Origin of the sequence: Pseudomonas graminis (genome assembly GCF_013201545.1) — a bacterium.
Taxonomy (GTDB): Bacteria; Pseudomonadota; Gammaproteobacteria; order Pseudomonadales; family Pseudomonadaceae; genus Aquipseudomonas.
On sequence record NZ_CP053746.1, the window covers coordinates 1,122,562 to 1,139,189 of the forward strand.

General features: G+C 54.8%; 22 protein-coding genes. All 22 read right to left on the reverse strand.

Features of this window, described 5'->3' with window-relative positions; translation table 11 throughout:
* Window positions 1–2 precede the first annotated feature (2 nt).
* A complete protein-coding gene (gene rplF / locus FX982_RS05100) occupies window positions 3–536 on the reverse strand; it encodes a 50S ribosomal protein L6 (protein WP_122536825.1) in 534 nt (177 codons plus the stop codon).
* 13 nt (window positions 537–549) lie between these two features.
* Complete coding sequence (gene rpsH, locus FX982_RS05105; protein ID WP_037017722.1) at window positions 550–942, reverse strand: 30S ribosomal protein S8; 393 nt, start codon at window positions 940–942, stop codon at window positions 550–552.
* A 214-nt stretch (window positions 943–1,156) separates the two neighbouring features.
* Window positions 1,157–1,462, reverse strand: a complete 306-nt coding sequence (rpsN, locus tag FX982_RS05110; RefSeq protein ID WP_003186042.1) for a 30S ribosomal protein S14 — start codon at window positions 1,460–1,462, stop codon at window positions 1,157–1,159.
* A 13-nt stretch (window positions 1,463–1,475) separates the two neighbouring features.
* The gene (gene rplE / locus FX982_RS05115; protein ID WP_172609875.1) at window positions 1,476–2,015 is read right to left on the reverse strand and encodes a 50S ribosomal protein L5; all 540 of its coding nucleotides are present in this window, start codon (window positions 2,013–2,015) and stop codon (window positions 1,476–1,478) included.
* Between the two features lie 20 nt (window positions 2,016–2,035).
* A complete protein-coding gene (gene rplX / locus FX982_RS05120; RefSeq protein ID WP_002555478.1) occupies window positions 2,036–2,350 on the reverse strand; it encodes a 50S ribosomal protein L24 in 315 nt (104 codons plus the stop codon).
* A gap of 11 nt (window positions 2,351–2,361) precedes the next feature.
* Window positions 2,362–2,730: a 50S ribosomal protein L14 gene (gene rplN / locus FX982_RS05125; RefSeq protein ID WP_002555479.1), complete on the reverse strand. Its 369-nt coding sequence runs from the start codon at window positions 2,728–2,730 to the stop codon at window positions 2,362–2,364.
* A gap of 23 nt (window positions 2,731–2,753) precedes the next feature.
* Window positions 2,754–3,020 carry a 30S ribosomal protein S17 gene (gene rpsQ / locus FX982_RS05130; protein WP_003194644.1) on the reverse strand — a complete coding sequence of 89 codons (267 nt, stop codon included), beginning with the start codon at window positions 3,018–3,020 and terminating at the stop codon, window positions 2,754–2,756.
* A gap of 2 nt (window positions 3,021–3,022) precedes the next feature.
* The gene (rpmC, locus tag FX982_RS05135; RefSeq protein ID WP_002555481.1) at window positions 3,023–3,214 is read right to left on the reverse strand and encodes a 50S ribosomal protein L29; all 192 of its coding nucleotides are present in this window, start codon (window positions 3,212–3,214) and stop codon (window positions 3,023–3,025) included.
* Window positions 3,214–3,627, reverse strand: coding sequence for a 50S ribosomal protein L16 (gene rplP / locus FX982_RS05140; protein ID WP_003186052.1), 414 nt, complete (start codon window positions 3,625–3,627; stop codon window positions 3,214–3,216). The genes rpmC and rplP overlap by 1 nt, the downstream gene beginning before the upstream one ends.
* A 12-nt stretch (window positions 3,628–3,639) precedes the next feature.
* Window positions 3,640–4,326: a 30S ribosomal protein S3 gene (gene rpsC / locus FX982_RS05145; protein ID WP_003176422.1), complete on the reverse strand. Its 687-nt coding sequence runs from the start codon at window positions 4,324–4,326 to the stop codon at window positions 3,640–3,642.
* 13 nt (window positions 4,327–4,339) lie between these two features.
* Window positions 4,340–4,672 (reverse strand): 50S ribosomal protein L22, encoded by a 333-nt coding sequence (rplV, locus tag FX982_RS05150; protein WP_003210077.1) that lies wholly within the window; start codon window positions 4,670–4,672, stop codon window positions 4,340–4,342.
* A gap of 13 nt (window positions 4,673–4,685) precedes the next feature.
* Window positions 4,686–4,961 (reverse strand): 30S ribosomal protein S19, encoded by a 276-nt coding sequence (gene rpsS, locus FX982_RS05155; protein ID WP_002555486.1) that lies wholly within the window; start codon window positions 4,959–4,961, stop codon window positions 4,686–4,688.
* Between the two features lie 16 nt (window positions 4,962–4,977).
* Window positions 4,978–5,802, reverse strand: coding sequence for a 50S ribosomal protein L2 (gene rplB, locus FX982_RS05160; protein ID WP_003176423.1), 825 nt, complete (start codon window positions 5,800–5,802; stop codon window positions 4,978–4,980).
* A gap of 14 nt (window positions 5,803–5,816) precedes the next feature.
* The gene (rplW, locus tag FX982_RS05165; protein WP_065988457.1) at window positions 5,817–6,116 is read right to left on the reverse strand and encodes a 50S ribosomal protein L23; all 300 of its coding nucleotides are present in this window, start codon (window positions 6,114–6,116) and stop codon (window positions 5,817–5,819) included.
* Window positions 6,113–6,715 (reverse strand): 50S ribosomal protein L4, encoded by a 603-nt coding sequence (gene rplD / locus FX982_RS05170; protein ID WP_037017717.1) that lies wholly within the window; start codon window positions 6,713–6,715, stop codon window positions 6,113–6,115. The genes rplW and rplD overlap by 4 nt, the downstream gene beginning before the upstream one ends.
* Before the next feature lie 12 nt (window positions 6,716–6,727).
* A complete protein-coding gene (gene rplC, locus FX982_RS05175) occupies window positions 6,728–7,363 on the reverse strand; it encodes a 50S ribosomal protein L3 (protein ID WP_065988459.1) in 636 nt (211 codons plus the stop codon).
* A gap of 81 nt (window positions 7,364–7,444) precedes the next feature.
* On the reverse strand, window positions 7,445–7,756 hold the full coding sequence (rpsJ, locus tag FX982_RS05180; protein ID WP_003186070.1) for a 30S ribosomal protein S10: 312 nt from the start codon (window positions 7,754–7,756) through the stop codon (window positions 7,445–7,447).
* A 138-nt stretch (window positions 7,757–7,894) separates the two neighbouring features.
* A complete protein-coding gene (gene tuf / locus FX982_RS05185; RefSeq protein WP_024646116.1) occupies window positions 7,895–9,088 on the reverse strand; it encodes an elongation factor Tu in 1,194 nt (397 codons plus the stop codon).
* A 31-nt stretch (window positions 9,089–9,119) separates the two neighbouring features.
* The gene (gene fusA, locus FX982_RS05190; protein WP_122536824.1) at window positions 9,120–11,225 is read right to left on the reverse strand and encodes an elongation factor G; all 2,106 of its coding nucleotides are present in this window, start codon (window positions 11,223–11,225) and stop codon (window positions 9,120–9,122) included.
* Window positions 11,226–11,255: 30 nt separating this feature from the next.
* Entirely contained in the window at window positions 11,256–11,726 is a 471-nt protein-coding gene (rpsG, locus tag FX982_RS05195) for a 30S ribosomal protein S7 (protein ID WP_002555493.1), read from the reverse strand.
* 116 nt (window positions 11,727–11,842) lie between these two features.
* Complete coding sequence (rpsL, locus tag FX982_RS05200; protein WP_002555494.1) at window positions 11,843–12,214, reverse strand: 30S ribosomal protein S12; 372 nt, start codon at window positions 12,212–12,214, stop codon at window positions 11,843–11,845.
* A gap of 202 nt (window positions 12,215–12,416) precedes the next feature.
* Entirely contained in the window at window positions 12,417–16,616 is a 4,200-nt protein-coding gene (gene rpoC / locus FX982_RS05205) for a DNA-directed RNA polymerase subunit beta' (RefSeq protein WP_108121483.1), read from the reverse strand.
* Window positions 16,617–16,628: the final 12 nt, after the last annotated feature.

Consider the following 16,628-nt stretch of genomic DNA (forward strand, 5'->3'; position numbering starts at 1 on the left):
CCCTACTTCTTCTTGGCTTCTTTACGACGGACGACTTCGTCCGCGTAACGCACGCCTTTGCCTTTGTACGGCTCTGGACGGCGGAAGTCGCGGATCTCAGCGGCCACTTGACCAACCAACTGCTTGTCGATACCGCGGATCACGATATCGGTTTGGTTGGGAGTCTCAGCGGTGATGCCTTCCGGCAATTCGTAGTCCACTGGGTGCGAGAAGCCAAGGGCCAGGTTCAGCACCGTGCCTTTTGCTTGCGCTTTGTAACCAACACCGACCAGCTGGAGCTTGCGCTCGAAGCCTTGGCTTACGCCTTGGACCATGTTGTTTACCAACGCACGAGTGGTACCAGCCATTGCGCGAGTTTGTTGATCGCCATTGCGAGCAGCGAAACGCAGCTCACCAGCCTCTTCAACAATTTCAACGGCCGAATGAATGTTCAGGTCTAGAGTGCCCTTGGCACCCTTCACCGAAAGCTGCTGGCCGACGAGTTTAACTTCGACGCCTGCTGGCAACTTAACGGGGTTCTTAGCTACGCGTGACATGCTTATCCCCCCCTTAGAACACAGTGCAAAGCACTTCGCCGCCGACACCGGCAGCGCGCGCAGCACGATCCGTCATCACACCTTTGTTGGTGGAGACGATAGACACACCGAGGCCGCCACGAACTTTTGGCAACTCATCGACGGACTTGTACTGACGCAGGCCTGGACGGCTAACGCGCTTCACTTCTTCGATGACCGGACGGCCTTCGAAGTACTTCAGCTCGATGGATAGCAACGGCTTGGTTTCGCTGCTGATCTGATAACCCGCAATGTAACCTTCGTCCTTAAGGACTTTGGCTACAGCCACCTTCAACGTGGAGGATGGCATGCTTACGACGGGCTTTTCAGCCATCTGGGCATTACGGATACGAGTTAGCATGTCCGCTAACGGGTCCTGCATACTCATGGGCTAGACGCTCCTGATACAAAAAAAATGAGCCTTACGGCTGCAACCTATCGCCTCAAAATTTCGGGCACGTGCAAGCACGGGCTCTGGCGAGCCGGCAATTCTAGGCGCACCCCAGAAATGAATCAAGCCCCAAAAGGGGCTTGATTCAAATTCAGGCTCTACGCCCATGGATTCAAGGTGAACCCAATGGACGCAGTGCGCGAATAACAGCTTACCAGCTGGCTTTAACCAGACCTGGTACGTCGCCACGCATTGCTGCTTGACGCAGCATGTTACGGCCGAGGCCGAACTTGCGGTACACGCCGTGCGGACGACCTGTCAGGCGGCAACGGTTACGCATGCGCGAGGCACTTGCGTCACGTGGTTGCTTCTGCAGGGCGACAGTAGCTTCCCAGCGTGCTTCTGGACTTGCGTTCAGATCCACGATGATCGCTTTTAGCGCAGCACGCTTGGTAGCGTACTTGGCAACAGTGAGCTGACGCTTCAGCTCACGGTTTTTCATGCTCTTCTTGGCCATGGTCCTACTCCAATCAGTTGCGGAACGGGAACTTGAAAGCACGCAGCAATGCGCGACCTTCTTCGTCCGTACGAGCAGTGGTGGTCAGGGTAATGTCCAGACCGCGCAGGGCATCGATCTTGTCGTAATCGATTTCCGGGAAAATGATCTGCTCTTTAACGCCCATGCTGTAGTTACCACGACCATCGAAGGACTTGGCATTCAGGCCGCGAAAGTCGCGAACCCGAGGCAGGGAGATCGACAGCAGACGATCCAGGAATTCATACATACGCTCACGGCGCAGAGTCACTTTGACACCGATCGGCCAACCTTCACGGACTTTAAAGCCTGCAATAGATTTGCGAGCGTACGTCACAACGACTTTTTGGCCGGTGATTTTTTCCAGGTCTGCAACAGCGTGCTCGATGACTTTCTTGTCACCGATCGCTTCGCCCAGACCCATGTTCAGGGTGATCTTGGTAACGCGTGGAACTTCCATCACGTTCGCAAGCTTAAGTTCTTCCTTAAGCTTCGGTGCGATTTCTTTCCAGTAAATCTCTTTTAGTCGTGCCATGGTCTTCTACCTAGCAGTGTTCAAGCATCAACCGCTTTTTGGGTCGACTTGAAGACACGAATTTTCTTGCCGTCTTCAACTTTGAAACCAACGCGATCAGCTTTGTTGGTTGCGCCGTTGAAAATGGCGACGTTAGAAGCGTGCAGTGGCGCTTCTTTCTCGACGATACCGCCCTGTACGCCCGACATCGGGTTTGGCTTGGTATGACGCTTCACCAGGTTGATCCCACCAACGACTAGACGGTCGTCAGCGAGAACCTTGAGCACCTTACCGCGCTTACCTTTGTCTTTGCCGGCGATCACGATGATCTCGTCGTCACGACGAATCTTTTGCATGTCGGATCTCCTTACAGCACTTCTGGGGCGAGCGAGACGATCTTCATGAACTTCTCAGTACGAAGTTCACGGGTCACTGGCCCAAAGATACGGGTGCCGATCGGCTCTTGCTTGTTGTTCAACAGAACAGCAGCGTTGCCGTCAAAGCGGATGATGGAGCCGTCTGCGCGACGAACACCGTGGCGAGTGCGGACTACTACTGCAGTCATCACTTGGCCTTTTTTCACCTTACCGCGCGGAATTGCTTCCTTGACGGTCACTTTGATGATGTCACCGATACCAGCGTAACGACGATGAGAGCCACCAAGCACCTTGATGCACATAACGCGGCGTGCGCCGCTGTTATCGGCCACATCGAGCATGGATTGAGTCTGAATCATATAATTTCTCCGACCCCTAGCCCTTAGACTTCCACAGCGCGTTCGAGAACATCAACCAGCGCCCAAGATTTGGTCTTGGCCATCGGACGAGTTTCACGAATAGTGACTTTGTCGCCGATGTGGCACTGATTGGTTTCGTCGTGCGCGTGCAGCTTAGTCGAACGCTTAACGTATTTACCGTAGATTGGGTGCTTGACGCGACGCTCGATCAGTACGGTGATGGTCTTGTCCATCTTGTCGCTGACGACACGGCCAGTCAGCGTACGGACGGTTTTTTCGGCTTCAGCCATGATTACTTACCTGCCTGCTGGTTGAGCACAGTCTTCACGCGAGCGATGTCACGCTTAACTTGCGAGAGCAGGTGAGACTGCCCCAACTGGCCAGTTGCTTTCTGCATGCGCAGATTGAACTGGTCGCGCAGCAAGCCGAGCAGTTGCTCGTTCAGTTGCTGTGCTGATTTTTCACGAAGTTCATTCGCTTTCATCACATCACCGTCCGCTTAACAAAGGAGGTGGCGAGCGGCAGCTTTGCAGCAGCCAGGGCGAAAGCCTCACGCGCCAACTCTTCGGAAACACCCTCGATTTCATACAGGACTTTGCCTGGCTGAATCTGGGCAACCCAGTACTCCACGTTACCCTTACCTTTACCCATCCGAACTTCGAGAGGCTTTTTGGTGACAGGCTTGTCCGGGAATACACGGATCCAGATCTTGCCGCCACGTTTAACGTGACGGGTCAGTGCACGACGCGCTGACTCGATCTGACGAGCGGTGAGACGACCACGAGCAACAGACTTCAGCGCGAACTCGCCGAAGCTGACTTTGCTACCGCGCAATGCCAGACCACGGTTGTGGCCGGTCATCTGCTTGCGGAACTTCGTACGCTTAGGTTGCAACATTTGGCGTACCCCTTACTTAGCAGCTTTTTTACGAGGCGCTGGTGCTTGCGGTTTCAGCTCTTCTTGGCGACCACCAATTACTTCGCCTTTGAAGATCCAAACCTTTACACCGATCACACCGTAAGTGGTGTGAGCTTCGTAGTTGGCATAGTCGATGTCGGCACGCAGGGTGTGCAAAGGCACACGACCTTCGCGATACCATTCAGTACGTGCAATTTCAGCACCGCCGAGACGACCGCTCACTTGGATTTTGATGCCTTTGGCACCAATGCGCATGGCGTTCTGCACTGCGCGCTTCATAGCGCGACGGAACATTACGCGACGCTCCAGCTGCTGAGCTACGCTCTGCGCAACCAGCATACCGTCGAGCTCCGGCTTACGGATCTCTTCGATATTGATGTGCACAGGCACACCCATTTGCTTGGTCAGGTCCTGACGCAGCTTCTCAACATCCTCACCTTTCTTCCCGATAACGATACCTGGACGAGCGGTGTGGATGGTGATGCGTGCAGTCTGCGCCGGACGATGGATATCGATACGGCTTACGGACGCGCTTTTTAGTTTGTCTTGGAGATACTCCCGCACCTTCAGATCAGCGAACAAATAGTCCGCATAAGTCCGACCGTCTGCGTACCAGACGGAGGTGTGCTCCTTGACGATTCCCAGGCGAATGCCAATGGGATGTACTTTCTGACCCATCTCTTCGACTCCGTTACTTGTCAGCAACCTTGACAGTGATATGGCAAGACCGCTTGACGATGCGATCAGCACGGCCTTTGGCACGTGGCATGATGCGCTTCAGCGAACGCCCTTCGTTGACGAAAACGGTGGAGACCTTGAGGTCATCAACGTCTGCGCCTTCGTTATGCTCGGCGTTGGCTACGGCCGACTCCAGCACTTTCTTGATGATCTCGGCGGCTTTCTTACTGCTGAAAGCCAACAGGTTGAGCGCTTCGCCCACCTTCTTCCCGCGGATCTGGTCGGCGACCAAGCGGGCTTTCTGGGCGGAGATTCGAGCGCCCGACAACTTAGCGGCTACTTCCATCGTTCCTTACCCCTTAACGCTTGGCTTTCTTGTCTGCCACGTGCCCACGATAAGTGCGGGTACCGGCAAACTCGCCTAGTTTGTGGCCGACCATGTCTTCGTTCACGAGAACAGGAACATGCTGACGACCGTTATGCACAGCAATGGTCAAACCGACCATTTGTGGCAGGATCATAGAACGGCGCGACCAGGTCTTAACTGGTTTGCGATCGTTCTTTTCCGCCGCCACTTCGATCTTCTTCAGTAGGTGAAGATCAATAAAAGGACCTTTTTTCAGAGAACGTGGCACTGTCGTATCCCTCTATTTACTTGCGACGACGGACGATCATTTTGTCGGTACGCTTATTACCACGAGTCTTCGCGCCCTTAGTCGGGAAGCCCCACGGCGATACCGGATGACGACCACCAGAGGTACGACCTTCACCACCACCATGTGGGTGGTCAACCGGGTTCATGGCAACACCACGAACGGTTGGGCGAACGCCACGCCAGCGTTTGGCACCAGCTTTACCCAGCGAACGCAGGCTGTGCTCGGAGTTCGAGACCTCACCCAGAGTCGCACGGCATTCAGCCAGAACTTTACGCATCTCACCGGAGCGAAGACGCAGAGTCACGTAGACACCTTCACGAGCGATCAGCTGTGCAGACGCACCAGCAGAACGAGCGATCTGAGCACCTTTACCCGGCTTCAGTTCGATGCCGTGAACGGTGGAACCCACTGGGATGTTACGCAGCTGCAGAGCGTTACCTGGCTTGATTGGAGCCAAAGCGCCCGCGATCAGCTGGTCGCCAGCACTCACGCCTTTAGGCGCAATGATGTAACGACGCTCGCCGTCTGCGTACAGCAGCAGTGCGATGTGAGCAGTACGGTTTGGATCGTATTCAATGCGCTCGACGGTGGCAGAGATGCCATCCTTGTCGTTACGACGGAAATCGACCAGACGATAATGCTGCTTATGACCACCACCGATGTGACGAGTAGTGATGCGGCCATTGTTGTTACGACCACCAGTCTTCGATTTTTTCTCGAGCAGCGGTGCGTGAGGAGCGCCTTTATGCAGCTCCTGGTTGACCACCTTGACCACAAAACGGCGGCCAGGGGAAGTCGGTTTGCATTTAACGATTGCCATGATGCACCCCTTCCTTACTCAGCACTGCTGCTGAAATCGAGATCTTGGCCTGGCTGAAGGGAGATAACCGCCTTCTTCCAGTCATTACGCTTGCCCAGACCGCGAGCAGTGCGCTTGGTCTTACCCATGACATTCAGGGTAGTGACACGCTCTACTTTCACGCTGAACAGGCTTTCGACGGCCTTCTTGATTTCCAGCTTGGTTGCATCAGTAGCAACCTTGAAAACGAACTGACCTTTTTTGTCTGCCAGAACCGTAGCCTTCTCGGAAACGTGCGGGCCAAGCAGAACTTTAAATACGCGTTCCTGGTTCATCCCAGCAGCTCCTCGAATTTCTTCACGGCCGACACAGTGATTAACACCTTGTCGTATGCGATCAGACTAACTGGATCGGAACCTTGAACATCACGCACGTCAACGTGCGGCAGGTTACGAGCAGCCAGGTACAGGTTCTGATCAACAGCGTCCGACACGATCAACACGTCGGTCAGGCTCATGTCGTTCAGTTTGCCCAGCAGATCTTTGGTTTTCGGCGATTCAACAGCGAAATCCTGAACCACGACCAGACGATCAGTACGAACCAGCTCAGCAAGGATGGAGCGCAGTGCAGCGCGGTACATCTTCTTGTTGAGCTTCTGAGAGTGATCCTGAGGGCGTGCTGCGAAAGTGGTACCGCCGCCGCGCCAGATCGGGCTACGGATAGTACCGGCACGAGCACGACCAGTACCCTTTTGACGCCAAGGGCGTTTACCGCCACCGGATACGTCAGAACGGGTCTTTTGCTGCTTGCTGCCCTGACGACCGCCAGCCATGTAGGCCACGACTGCCTGGTGAACCAGCGTCTCGTTGAATTCGCCGCCAAATGTCAGTTCGGAAACTTCGATCGCTTGAGCGTCATTTACATTTAATTGCATGTCAGCTTCCCCTTAACCGCGAGCCTTGGCTGCTGGACGTACAACCACATTGCCGCCAGTAGCGCCAGGAACAGCACCCTTGACCAACAACAGATTGCGTTCAGCGTCCACGCGCACTACTTCCAGGGACTGCACGGTCACGCGCTCAGCGCCCATATGACCGGACATTTTTTTGCCCTTGAATACACGACCAGGAGTCTGGCACTGGCCGATAGAGCCCGGGACGCGGTGGGACACGGAGTTACCGTGAGTATTATCTTGACCACGGAAATTGTGGCGCTTGATAGTACCTTGGAAGCCTTTACCCTTGGACTGACCGGTAACATCTACCATCTGGCCAGCAGCAAAGATTTCTGCATTGATCAGGTCGCCAGCCTTGTATTCGCCTTCTTCAAGACGGAATTCCAAGACGGTACGACCAGCGGCAACGTTCGCTTTAGCGAAGTGACCTGCCTGAGCAGCAGTCACACGGGAAGCACGACGCACGCCGACAGTGACTTGCACTGCACGATAGCCATCGACTTCTTCGGTTTTGAACTGGGTGACGCGATTCGGCTCGATCTCAATGACCGTGACCGGAATGGAGACACCTTCTTCGGTGAAAATACGGGTCATACCGCATTTACGACCGACTACACCAATAGTCATGTTGTAAACCTCATGAGTGTACGGGGCTTTCACCCGCTATGGCCGCCCATTTCAGAGCGTTACACGACTAAGACCCGAGTCTTAGCCGAGGCTGATCTGTACTTCCACACCTGCCGCAAGATCAAGCTTCATCAGCGCGTCAACGGTTTTATCCGTTGGCTGGACGATGTCCAGAACACGCTTATGAGTACGGATCTCATACTGGTCGCGCGCGTCTTTGTTGACGTGCGGAGAAACCAGAACAGTGAACCGCTCTTTACGGGTAGGGAGTGGAATCGGACCACGCACTTGAGCACCAGTACGTTTCGCGGTTTCCACGATTTCCTGGGTGGATTGGTCGATCAGGCGATGGTCAAAAGCCTTCAACCTGATACGGATTTGCTGATTTTGCATTGGATTTCAGACTCCAGGCTACTTCCCACCGAGCGCAATACGCCCGTTTAAAGGAGGCGCAATTCTATAGACGAGCTAACAGAGTGTCAACCCAATAAAAAAGCCCCCGCAAGCGGGGGCTCTTTTGAAGATCATCGCTTACGCGATGATTTTGGCTACGACGCCAGCGCCGACGGTACGACCGCCTTCACGGATAGCGAAACGCAGACCGTCTTCCATTGCGATTGGCTTGATCAGGGTAACGGAAACTTTAACGTTATCACCTGGCATAACCATCTCAACGCCTTCCGGCAGTTCGCAGCTACCAGTTACGTCGGTAGTACGGAAATAGAACTGCGGACGGTAGCCTTTGAAGAACGGAGTGTGACGACCGCCTTCTTCTTTGCTCAGAACGTAGATTTCAGCTTCGAACTGAGTGTGCGGCTTGACGGTACCTGGCTTGACCAGAACCTGGCCACGCTCGACGTCGTCACGCTTGGTGCCGCGCAACAGAACGCCACAGTTCTCGCCAGCACGACCTTCGTCGAGCAGCTTACGGAACATTTCAACACCGGTGCAGGTGGTGACGGTGGTGTCACGCAGACCAACGATTTCCAGTGGATCTTGAACCTTGACGATACCGCGCTCAACACGACCAGTCACAACAGTACCGCGACCGGAGATCGAGAATACGTCTTCGATTGGCATCAGGAACGGCTTGTCGACAGCACGCTCTGGCTGAGGAATGTAGCTGTCCAGAGTTTCAACCAACTTCTTGACGGCAGTGGTGCCCATCTCGTTGTCGTCTTTGCCTTCCAACGCCATACGGGCAGAGCCGATGATGATTGGAGTGTCGTCGCCCGGGAAGTCGTAAGTGCTCAGCAGATCGCGCACTTCCATCTCAACCAGTTCCAGCAGCTCAGCGTCGTCTACCAGGTCAGCCTTGTTCAGGAAGACCACGATGTACGGAACGCCTACTTGACGGGACAGCAGGATGTGCTCACGAGTTTGTGGCATCGGACCATCAGCAGCCGAACAAACCAGGATAGCGCCGTCCATCTGCGCAGCACCAGTGATCATGTTCTTCACGTAGTCGGCGTGACCTGGGCAGTCAACGTGTGCGTAGTGACGCACAGACGAGTTGTACTCAACGTGAGCAGTGTTGATGGTGATACCGCGAGCCTTCTCTTCTGGTGCGCTGTCGATCTTGTCGAAGTCAACACGAGCCGAACCGAAAACTTCGGAGCAAACGCGAGTCAGAGCAGCGGTCAGCGTGGTTTTACCGTGGTCAACGTGACCGATGGTGCCAACGTTGACGTGCGGAAGGGAACGATCAAATTTTTCTTTAGCCACGACAAATAACTCCTAGCCTAAAGGCGCTGAATCAGCCTTGTTTTTTGGTTACAGTTTCGACGATGTGCGACGGAGCTGTATTGTATTTTTTGAATTCCATAGAGTAGCTTGCGCGACCCTGGGACATGGAGCGAACGTCGGTCGCATAACCGAACATCTCACCCAACGGAACCTCGGCACGAATTACTTTACCGGAGACCGTATCTTCCATACCCAGAATCATGCCGCGACGACGGTTAAGGTCGCCCATGACATCACCCATATAGTCTTCAGGCGTAACAACCTCTACAGCCATGATCGGCTCAAGCAACTCACCGCCGCCCTTTTGGGCCAGTTGCTTGGTCGCCATGGATGCAGCCACCTTAAACGCCATCTCGTTCGAGTCGACGTCGTGGTAAGAACCATCAAACACGGTAGCCTTCAGGCCGATCAGCGGATAGCCGGCAACAACGCCGTTCTTCATCTGCTCTTCAATGCCCTTTTGGATAGCCGGGATGTATTCCTTAGGAACCACACCACCCACTACTTCGTTCACGAATTGCAGACCTTCCTGACCTTCGTCAGCAGGTGCAAAACGGATCCAGCAGTGGCCGAACTGACCACGACCGCCGGACTGGCGAACGAACTTGCCTTCGATTTCACAGTTCTTCGTGATGCGCTCACGATACGAAACCTGAGGCTTACCGATGTTGGCTTCGACGTTGAACTCACGGCGCATCCGGTCAACCAGGATGTCCAGGTGCAGCTCGCCCATGCCAGAGATGATCGTTTGACCAGTCTCTTCATCAGTTTTGACGCGGAAAGAAGGGTCTTCCTGAGCAAGCTTGCCCAGTGCGATACCCATTTTTTCCTGGTCATCCTTGGTTTTAGGCTCAACGGCAACCGAGATAACCGGCTCCGGGAAGTCCATACGAACCAGGATGATTGGCTTGTCAGCGTTGCACAAGGTCTCACCGGTGGTGACGTCCTTCATGCCGATCAGGGCCGCGATGTCGCCAGCGCGCACTTCCTTGATCTCTTCGCGAGCGTTTGCGTGCATTTGCACCATACGACCCACGCGCTCTTTCTTGCCCTTGACCGAGTTGATCACGCCGTCGCCGGATGCCAACACGCCCGAGTAAACACGGACGAACGTCAAGGTACCCACGAATGGGTCAGTAGCGATCTTGAACGCCAGAGCCGAGAACGGCTCGTTGTCGTCCGCATGACGCTCCATTTCTTCTTCCTCGTTATCAGGATTGGAACCCTTGATAGCAGGAATGTCGACTGGAGCCGGCAGGTAGTCGATCACAGCGTCGAGAACCAGGGGAACACCCTTGTTCTTGAAGGAAGAACCGCATACAGCAAGGACGATCTCACCAGCAATAGTGCGCTGACGCAGAGCAGCCTTGATTTCCTCGTTGGTGAGCTCTTCACCCTCAAGGTACTTGTTCATCAGTTCTTCGTTGGCTTCGGCAGCAGCCTCGACCATGTTGCTGCGCCATTCGTTAGCCAGTTCCTGCAATTCAGCAGGGATAGGCTTGCGAACTGGGACCATGCCCTTGTCAGCATCGTTCCAGTAGACCGCTTCCATGGACATCAGATCGATCTGACCCTGGAAGTTGTCTTCAGCACCGATAGCCAACTGAATCGGCACCGGGGTGTGACCCAGACGCTGCTTGATCTGAGCGATTACGCGCAGAAAGTTTGCGCCAGCACGGTCCATTTTGTTCACGTAAACGATACGTGGAACACCGTACTTGTTGGCCTGACGCCATACGGTTTCGGACTGAGGTTCTACGCCCGAGGTACCACAGAAAACCACGACCGCACCGTCGAGTACACGCAGGGAACGTTCAACTTCAATGGTGAAGTCTACGTGGCCCGGAGTGTCAATCACGTTGAAGCGATACTGGTCTTTGTGCTGCTTCTCGGAACCCTGCCAAAAGGCAGTAATAGCAGCAGAAGTAATGGTAATACCACGCTCCTGCTCCTGAACCATCCAGTCGGTGGTCGCGGCGCCATCATGCACCTCGCCCATCTTGTGGCTTTTACCGGTGTAAAAAAGGACGCGCTCGGTGGTGGTGGTTTTACCAGCATCCACATGAGCAACGATACCAATGTTACGGTAACGGTTGATCGGTGTAGTACGAGCCATAAAGCCCTCGCAAAATTAGTGACGCTGAAATTAGAAGCGGTAGTGCGAGAAAGCTTTGTTGGCTTCAGCCATACGGTGCACGTCTTCACGCTTCTTGACCGCAGCACCTTTACCTTCGGCGGCGTCCAACAGTTCGCCAGCCAAACGCAGAGCCATAGACTTCTCACCGCGCTTGCGCGCGAAGTCTACCAGCCAACGCATTGCCAGAGCATTACGACGGGACGGGCGAACTTCGACCGGAACCTGGTAAGTAGCACCGCCTACACGGCGCGACTTCACTTCGACCAGCGGAGCGATGGCGTCGAGAGCTTTCTCGAAGATTTCCAGGGGATCGGAGTTCTTGCGTTCTTTAACCTTTTCCAGCGCGCCATAAACGATACGCTCGGCAACGGCTTTCTTGCCGCTTTCCATAACGTGGTTCATGAACTTGGCCAGAATCTGGCTGCCGTATTTTGGATCGTCAAGCACTTCGCGCTTGGCTGCTACGCGTCTTCTTGGCATGGATAAGCCCTCAAACGGTCTTCAGGTTCGCTCGGAATCAACACCTACTGGCGCCTCCGACCTTACTCTTATCGACTCAGAAAATAAGATGATTCAGTTTTTACAAAAAGCCGCTACTACTTAGGCTTCTTGGTACCGTACTTCGAACGACCCTGGTTACGACCTTTGACACCGGAGGTATCCAGCGAACCGCGAACGGTGTGGTAACGAACACCTGGCAAGTCTTTTACACGGCCGCCGCGAATCAGTACGACGCTGTGCTCTTGCAGGTTGTGGCCTTCACCGCCGATGTACGAGGAAACCTCGAAACCGTTGGTCAGACGCACACGGCAGACTTTACGCAATGCCGAGTTAGGTTTTTTCGGCGTAGTTGTGTACACGCGAGTGCACACGCCACGACGCTGCGGGCAGTTCTGCAGCGCAGGCACGTCGGATTTCTCGACGATACGCTTACGCGGCTGACGTACCAGCTGGTTGATAGTTGCCATCTACTAGCTCCACTGTTGTCTTGCGACGCTATTGTCTTACAAGAAAAGCAAAATGGCAGGACATACGTCCCGCCAGATTTAGGGGTACAAGAGTCTAAAGAGGATCCTGCCCCCAGTCAAGGCAAAGCCCCGATGTCCACAGTCACCGCCAACCCATCAAAACCGGGTGTGACCAATGACAATGAAAACCGGGGCCTTACTCTCAATTACTGCTTGAGTTCAACGCTTCGGTCAGCGCGGCTTCAACTTCGCTCGCACTTACACGCATTGGCTTGTCGGCTTCACGACGACGCTTGCGCTCGCTGTGATATGCCAGACCGGTACCTGCTGGGATCAGACGACCCACGACCACGTTTTCTTTCAGGCCGCGCAGATAATCGCGCTTGCCGGTAACCGCCGCCTCGGTCAGTACGCGAGTGGTCTCCTGGAAGGAGGCTGCCGAGATGAACGATTCGGTGGACAGCGAGGCCTTGGTGATACCAAGCAACACACGAGTAAATTTCGAAACAAATTTCTCGTCGGCCGCCAGGCGCTCGTTTTCAACCAGTACGTGCGTCAACTCCATCTGATCACCCTTGATGAAGCTCGAGTCGCCCGACTCAGCAATCTCGACTTTACGCAGCATCTGACGAAGGATCGTCTCGATGTGCTTGTCGTTGATCTTCACGCCTTGCAGACGGTAAACGTCTTGAATCTCGTTGACGATGTATTTCGCCAGAGCGCTGACACCCAGCAGACGCAGGATATCGTGCGGATCGCTAGGACCGTCGGAGATAACCTCACCACGGCTTACCTGCTCACCTTCGAAGACGTTGAGGTGACGCCACTTTGGAATCAGCTCTTCGTACGGATCGGTACCATCGTTTGGCGTGATAACCAGACGGCGCTTGCCTTTGGTCTCTTTACCGAACGCGATCGTACCGCTGACCTCAGCCAGGATCGATGCTTCCTTAGGGCGACGCGCTTCGAACAAGTCGGCAACACGCGGCAGACCACCGGTGATGTCACGGGTCTTGGACGTCTCTTGCGGGATACGGGCGATAACGTCACCGACACCCACTTGCACACCATCCGCAACACCGACGAGGGCGTTAGCGGGCAGGAAGTATTGAGCAGGTACGTCAGTACCTGGCAGCAACAGATCCTTGCCATCCACACCAACCATCTTGACCGCAGGACGAATATCCTTGCCTGCTGCAGGACGATCCTTGGCATCCAGTACTTCGATGTTGGTCAGACCGGTCAATTCATCGGTCTGGCGCTTGATCGTAATACCTTCCTCCATGCCCACGTAGGTCACGGTACCTTTCATCTCGGTGACGATTGGGTGAGTGTGCGGATCCCACTTGGCCACGATGGACCCTGCGTCGACCTTGTCACCTTCCTTCACCAGAATCACAGCACCATACGGCAGCTTGTAACGCTCGCGCTCACGCCCGAATTCGTCGGCAATTGCCAGCTCACCGGAACGCGAAACCGCGACCAGGTGGCCATCAAGGCGCTCAACGTGCTTCAGGTTGTGCAGACGAACGATACCGCCGTTCTTAACCTGAACACTGTCCGCAGCAGAAGTACGGCTTGCCGCACCACCGATGTGGAATGTACGCATCGTCAGCTGGGTACCCGGCTCACCGATCGACTGCGCAGCGATAACGCCGACAGCTTCACCGATGTTCACCTGGTGACCGCGAGCCAGATCACGGCCGTAGCACTTGGCGCAGATACCGAAACGCGTTTCACAGCTGATCGGAGAGCGTACGATCACTTCGTCGATGCTGTTCAGCTCGATGAATTCAACCCACTTCTCGTCAACCAGCGTGCCGCCTGGAACGATGACGTCTTCAGTGCCAGGCTTGAATACGTCACGGGCGATCACTCGACCCAATACGCGCTCGCCCAACGGCTCGACAACATCACCACCTTCAATGTGCGGTGTCATGACCAGACCGTGCTCGGTACCGCAGTCAACCTCGGTAACGACCAGATCTTGTGCAACGTCTACCAGACGACGAGTCAGGTAACCGGAGTTCGCGGTTTTCAACGCGGTATCCGCAAGACCCTTACGAGCACCGTGAGTCGAGATGAAGTACTGAAGTACGCTCAGACCTTCACGGAAGTTCGCAGTGATCGGCGTCTCGATGATCGAGCCATCCGGCTTGGCCATCAGACCACGCATACCTGCCAGCTGACGAATCTGTGCAGCGGAACCCCGCGCACCAGAGTCGGCCATCATGTACATCGAGTTGAAGGATTCCTGATCAACGGTCTCACCGTGACGGTCGACAACCTTCTCTTTCGAGAGGTTCGACATCATCGCTTTCGAGACTTCGTCGTTGGCCTTGGACCAGAGGTCGATCACCTTGTTGTACTTCTCGCCCTGGGTAACCAGGCCTGAGGCGTACTGACTTTCGATCTCTTTCACTTCATCGGTCGCTGCGTCGATGATGCGAGCTTTTTCATCAGGGATAACGAAGTCGTTAACGCCGATGGAAACACCCGAGATCGTCGAGTAAGCAAAACCGGTGTACATCAACTGGTCAGCGAAGATAACGGTCTCTTTCAGGCCAACCACGCGATAGCACTGGTTGATCAGCTTGGAGATCGCCTTCTTCTTCATCGGCTGGTTGACGACGTCGTATGACAGGCCGGCCGGAACCACCTGAAACAGCAACGCACGGCCAACGGTTGTGTCGACGATACGAGTGTTCTTGACGCTGCCACCGTCACGATCATTGACAGTTTCGTTGATGCGCACTTTTACTTTCGCATGCAGTGCGGCTTCGCCAGCACGGAACACACGGTCAACTTCCTGCAGATCCGCAAACACACGACCTTCGCCTTTGGCGTTGATCGCTTCACGGGTCATGTAGTACAGACCCAATACAACGTCCTGCGAAGGAACGATGATTGGTTCACCGTTAGCCGGGGACAGAATGTTGTTTGTCGACATCATCAGCGCACGGGCTTCGAGCTGAGCTTCCAGCGTCAGCGGCACGTGAACGGCCATCTGGTCACCGTCGAAGTCGGCGTTGTATGCCGCACAGACCAGCGGGTGCAGCTGGATCGCTTTACCTTCGATGAGAACCGGCTCAAACGCCTGAATGCCCAGACGGTGAAGCGTCGGCGCACGGTTCAGAAGCACTGGGTGTTCGCGAATCACTTCGGCGAGAACGTCCCAGACTTCTGGCAGCTCGCGCTCAACCATTTTCTTGGCAGCTTTGATGGTGGTTGCGAGACCACGCATTTCGAGCTTGCCGAAAATGAACGGCTTGAACAGCTCCAGTGCCATCTTCTTCGGCAGACCGCACTGGTGCAGACGCAGGGTCGGACCTACGGTAATTACCGAACGGCCAGAGTAGTCAACACGCTTACCGAGCAAGTTCTGACGGAAACGGCCCTGCTTACCCTTAATCATGTCAGCCAGGGACTTCAGAGGACGCTTGTTCGAACCAGTGATGGCACGACCGCGACGACCGTTATCGAGCAGCGCATCGACAGCTTCCTGCAGCATGCGCTTTTCGTTACGCACGATGATGTCAGGAGCAGACAGATCAAGGAGGCGCTTCAAACGGTTGTTACGGTTGATCACCCGACGATAGAGATCGTTGAGGTCAGAGGTCGCAAAACGACCACCGTCCAGTGGAACCAGTGGACGCAGGTCTGGCGGCAGAACCGGCAGAACGGTCAACACCATCCACTCTGGAAGGTTGCCGGAACCCTGGAAGGCTTCCATCAGCTTCAGGCGCTTGGACAGCTTCTTGATTTTGGTTTCGGAGTTGGTTTGCGGAATCTCTTCGCGCAGACGGCCAATCTCGTGTTCCAGATCAATAGCGTGCAGCAGCTCACGGACAGCCTCGGCACCCATACGGGCGTCGAAGTCATCACCGAACTCTTCGAGGGCTTCGAAGTACTGCTCGTCGTTCAGCAGTTGCCCTTTTTCGAGCGTGGTCATGCCCGGATCGATAACGACATAGCTCTCGAAGTAGAGAACGCGTTCGATATCACGCAGGGTCATGTCCATCAGCAAGCCGATACGGGACGGCAGCGACTTCAGGAACCAGATGTGAGCGACCGGCGATGCCAGTTCGATGTGAGCCATGCGCTCACGACGGACTTTGGCCAGTGCGACTTCAACGCCACACTTCTCGCAGATGACGCCACGATGCTTCAAGCGCTTGTACTTACCGCACAGGCACTCGTAATCCTTGACCGGGCCAAAGATTTTGGCGCAGAACAGGCCGTCACGCTCTGGTTTGAACGTACGGTAGTTGATGGTTTCCGGTTTTTTAACTTCACCGAACGACCACGAACGGATCATCTCAGGCGATGCCAATCCGATACGGATGGCGTCGAACTCTTCGACTTGACCCTGGTTTTTCAGCAAATTCAGTAGGTCTTTCAAGGCCTTTCCTCC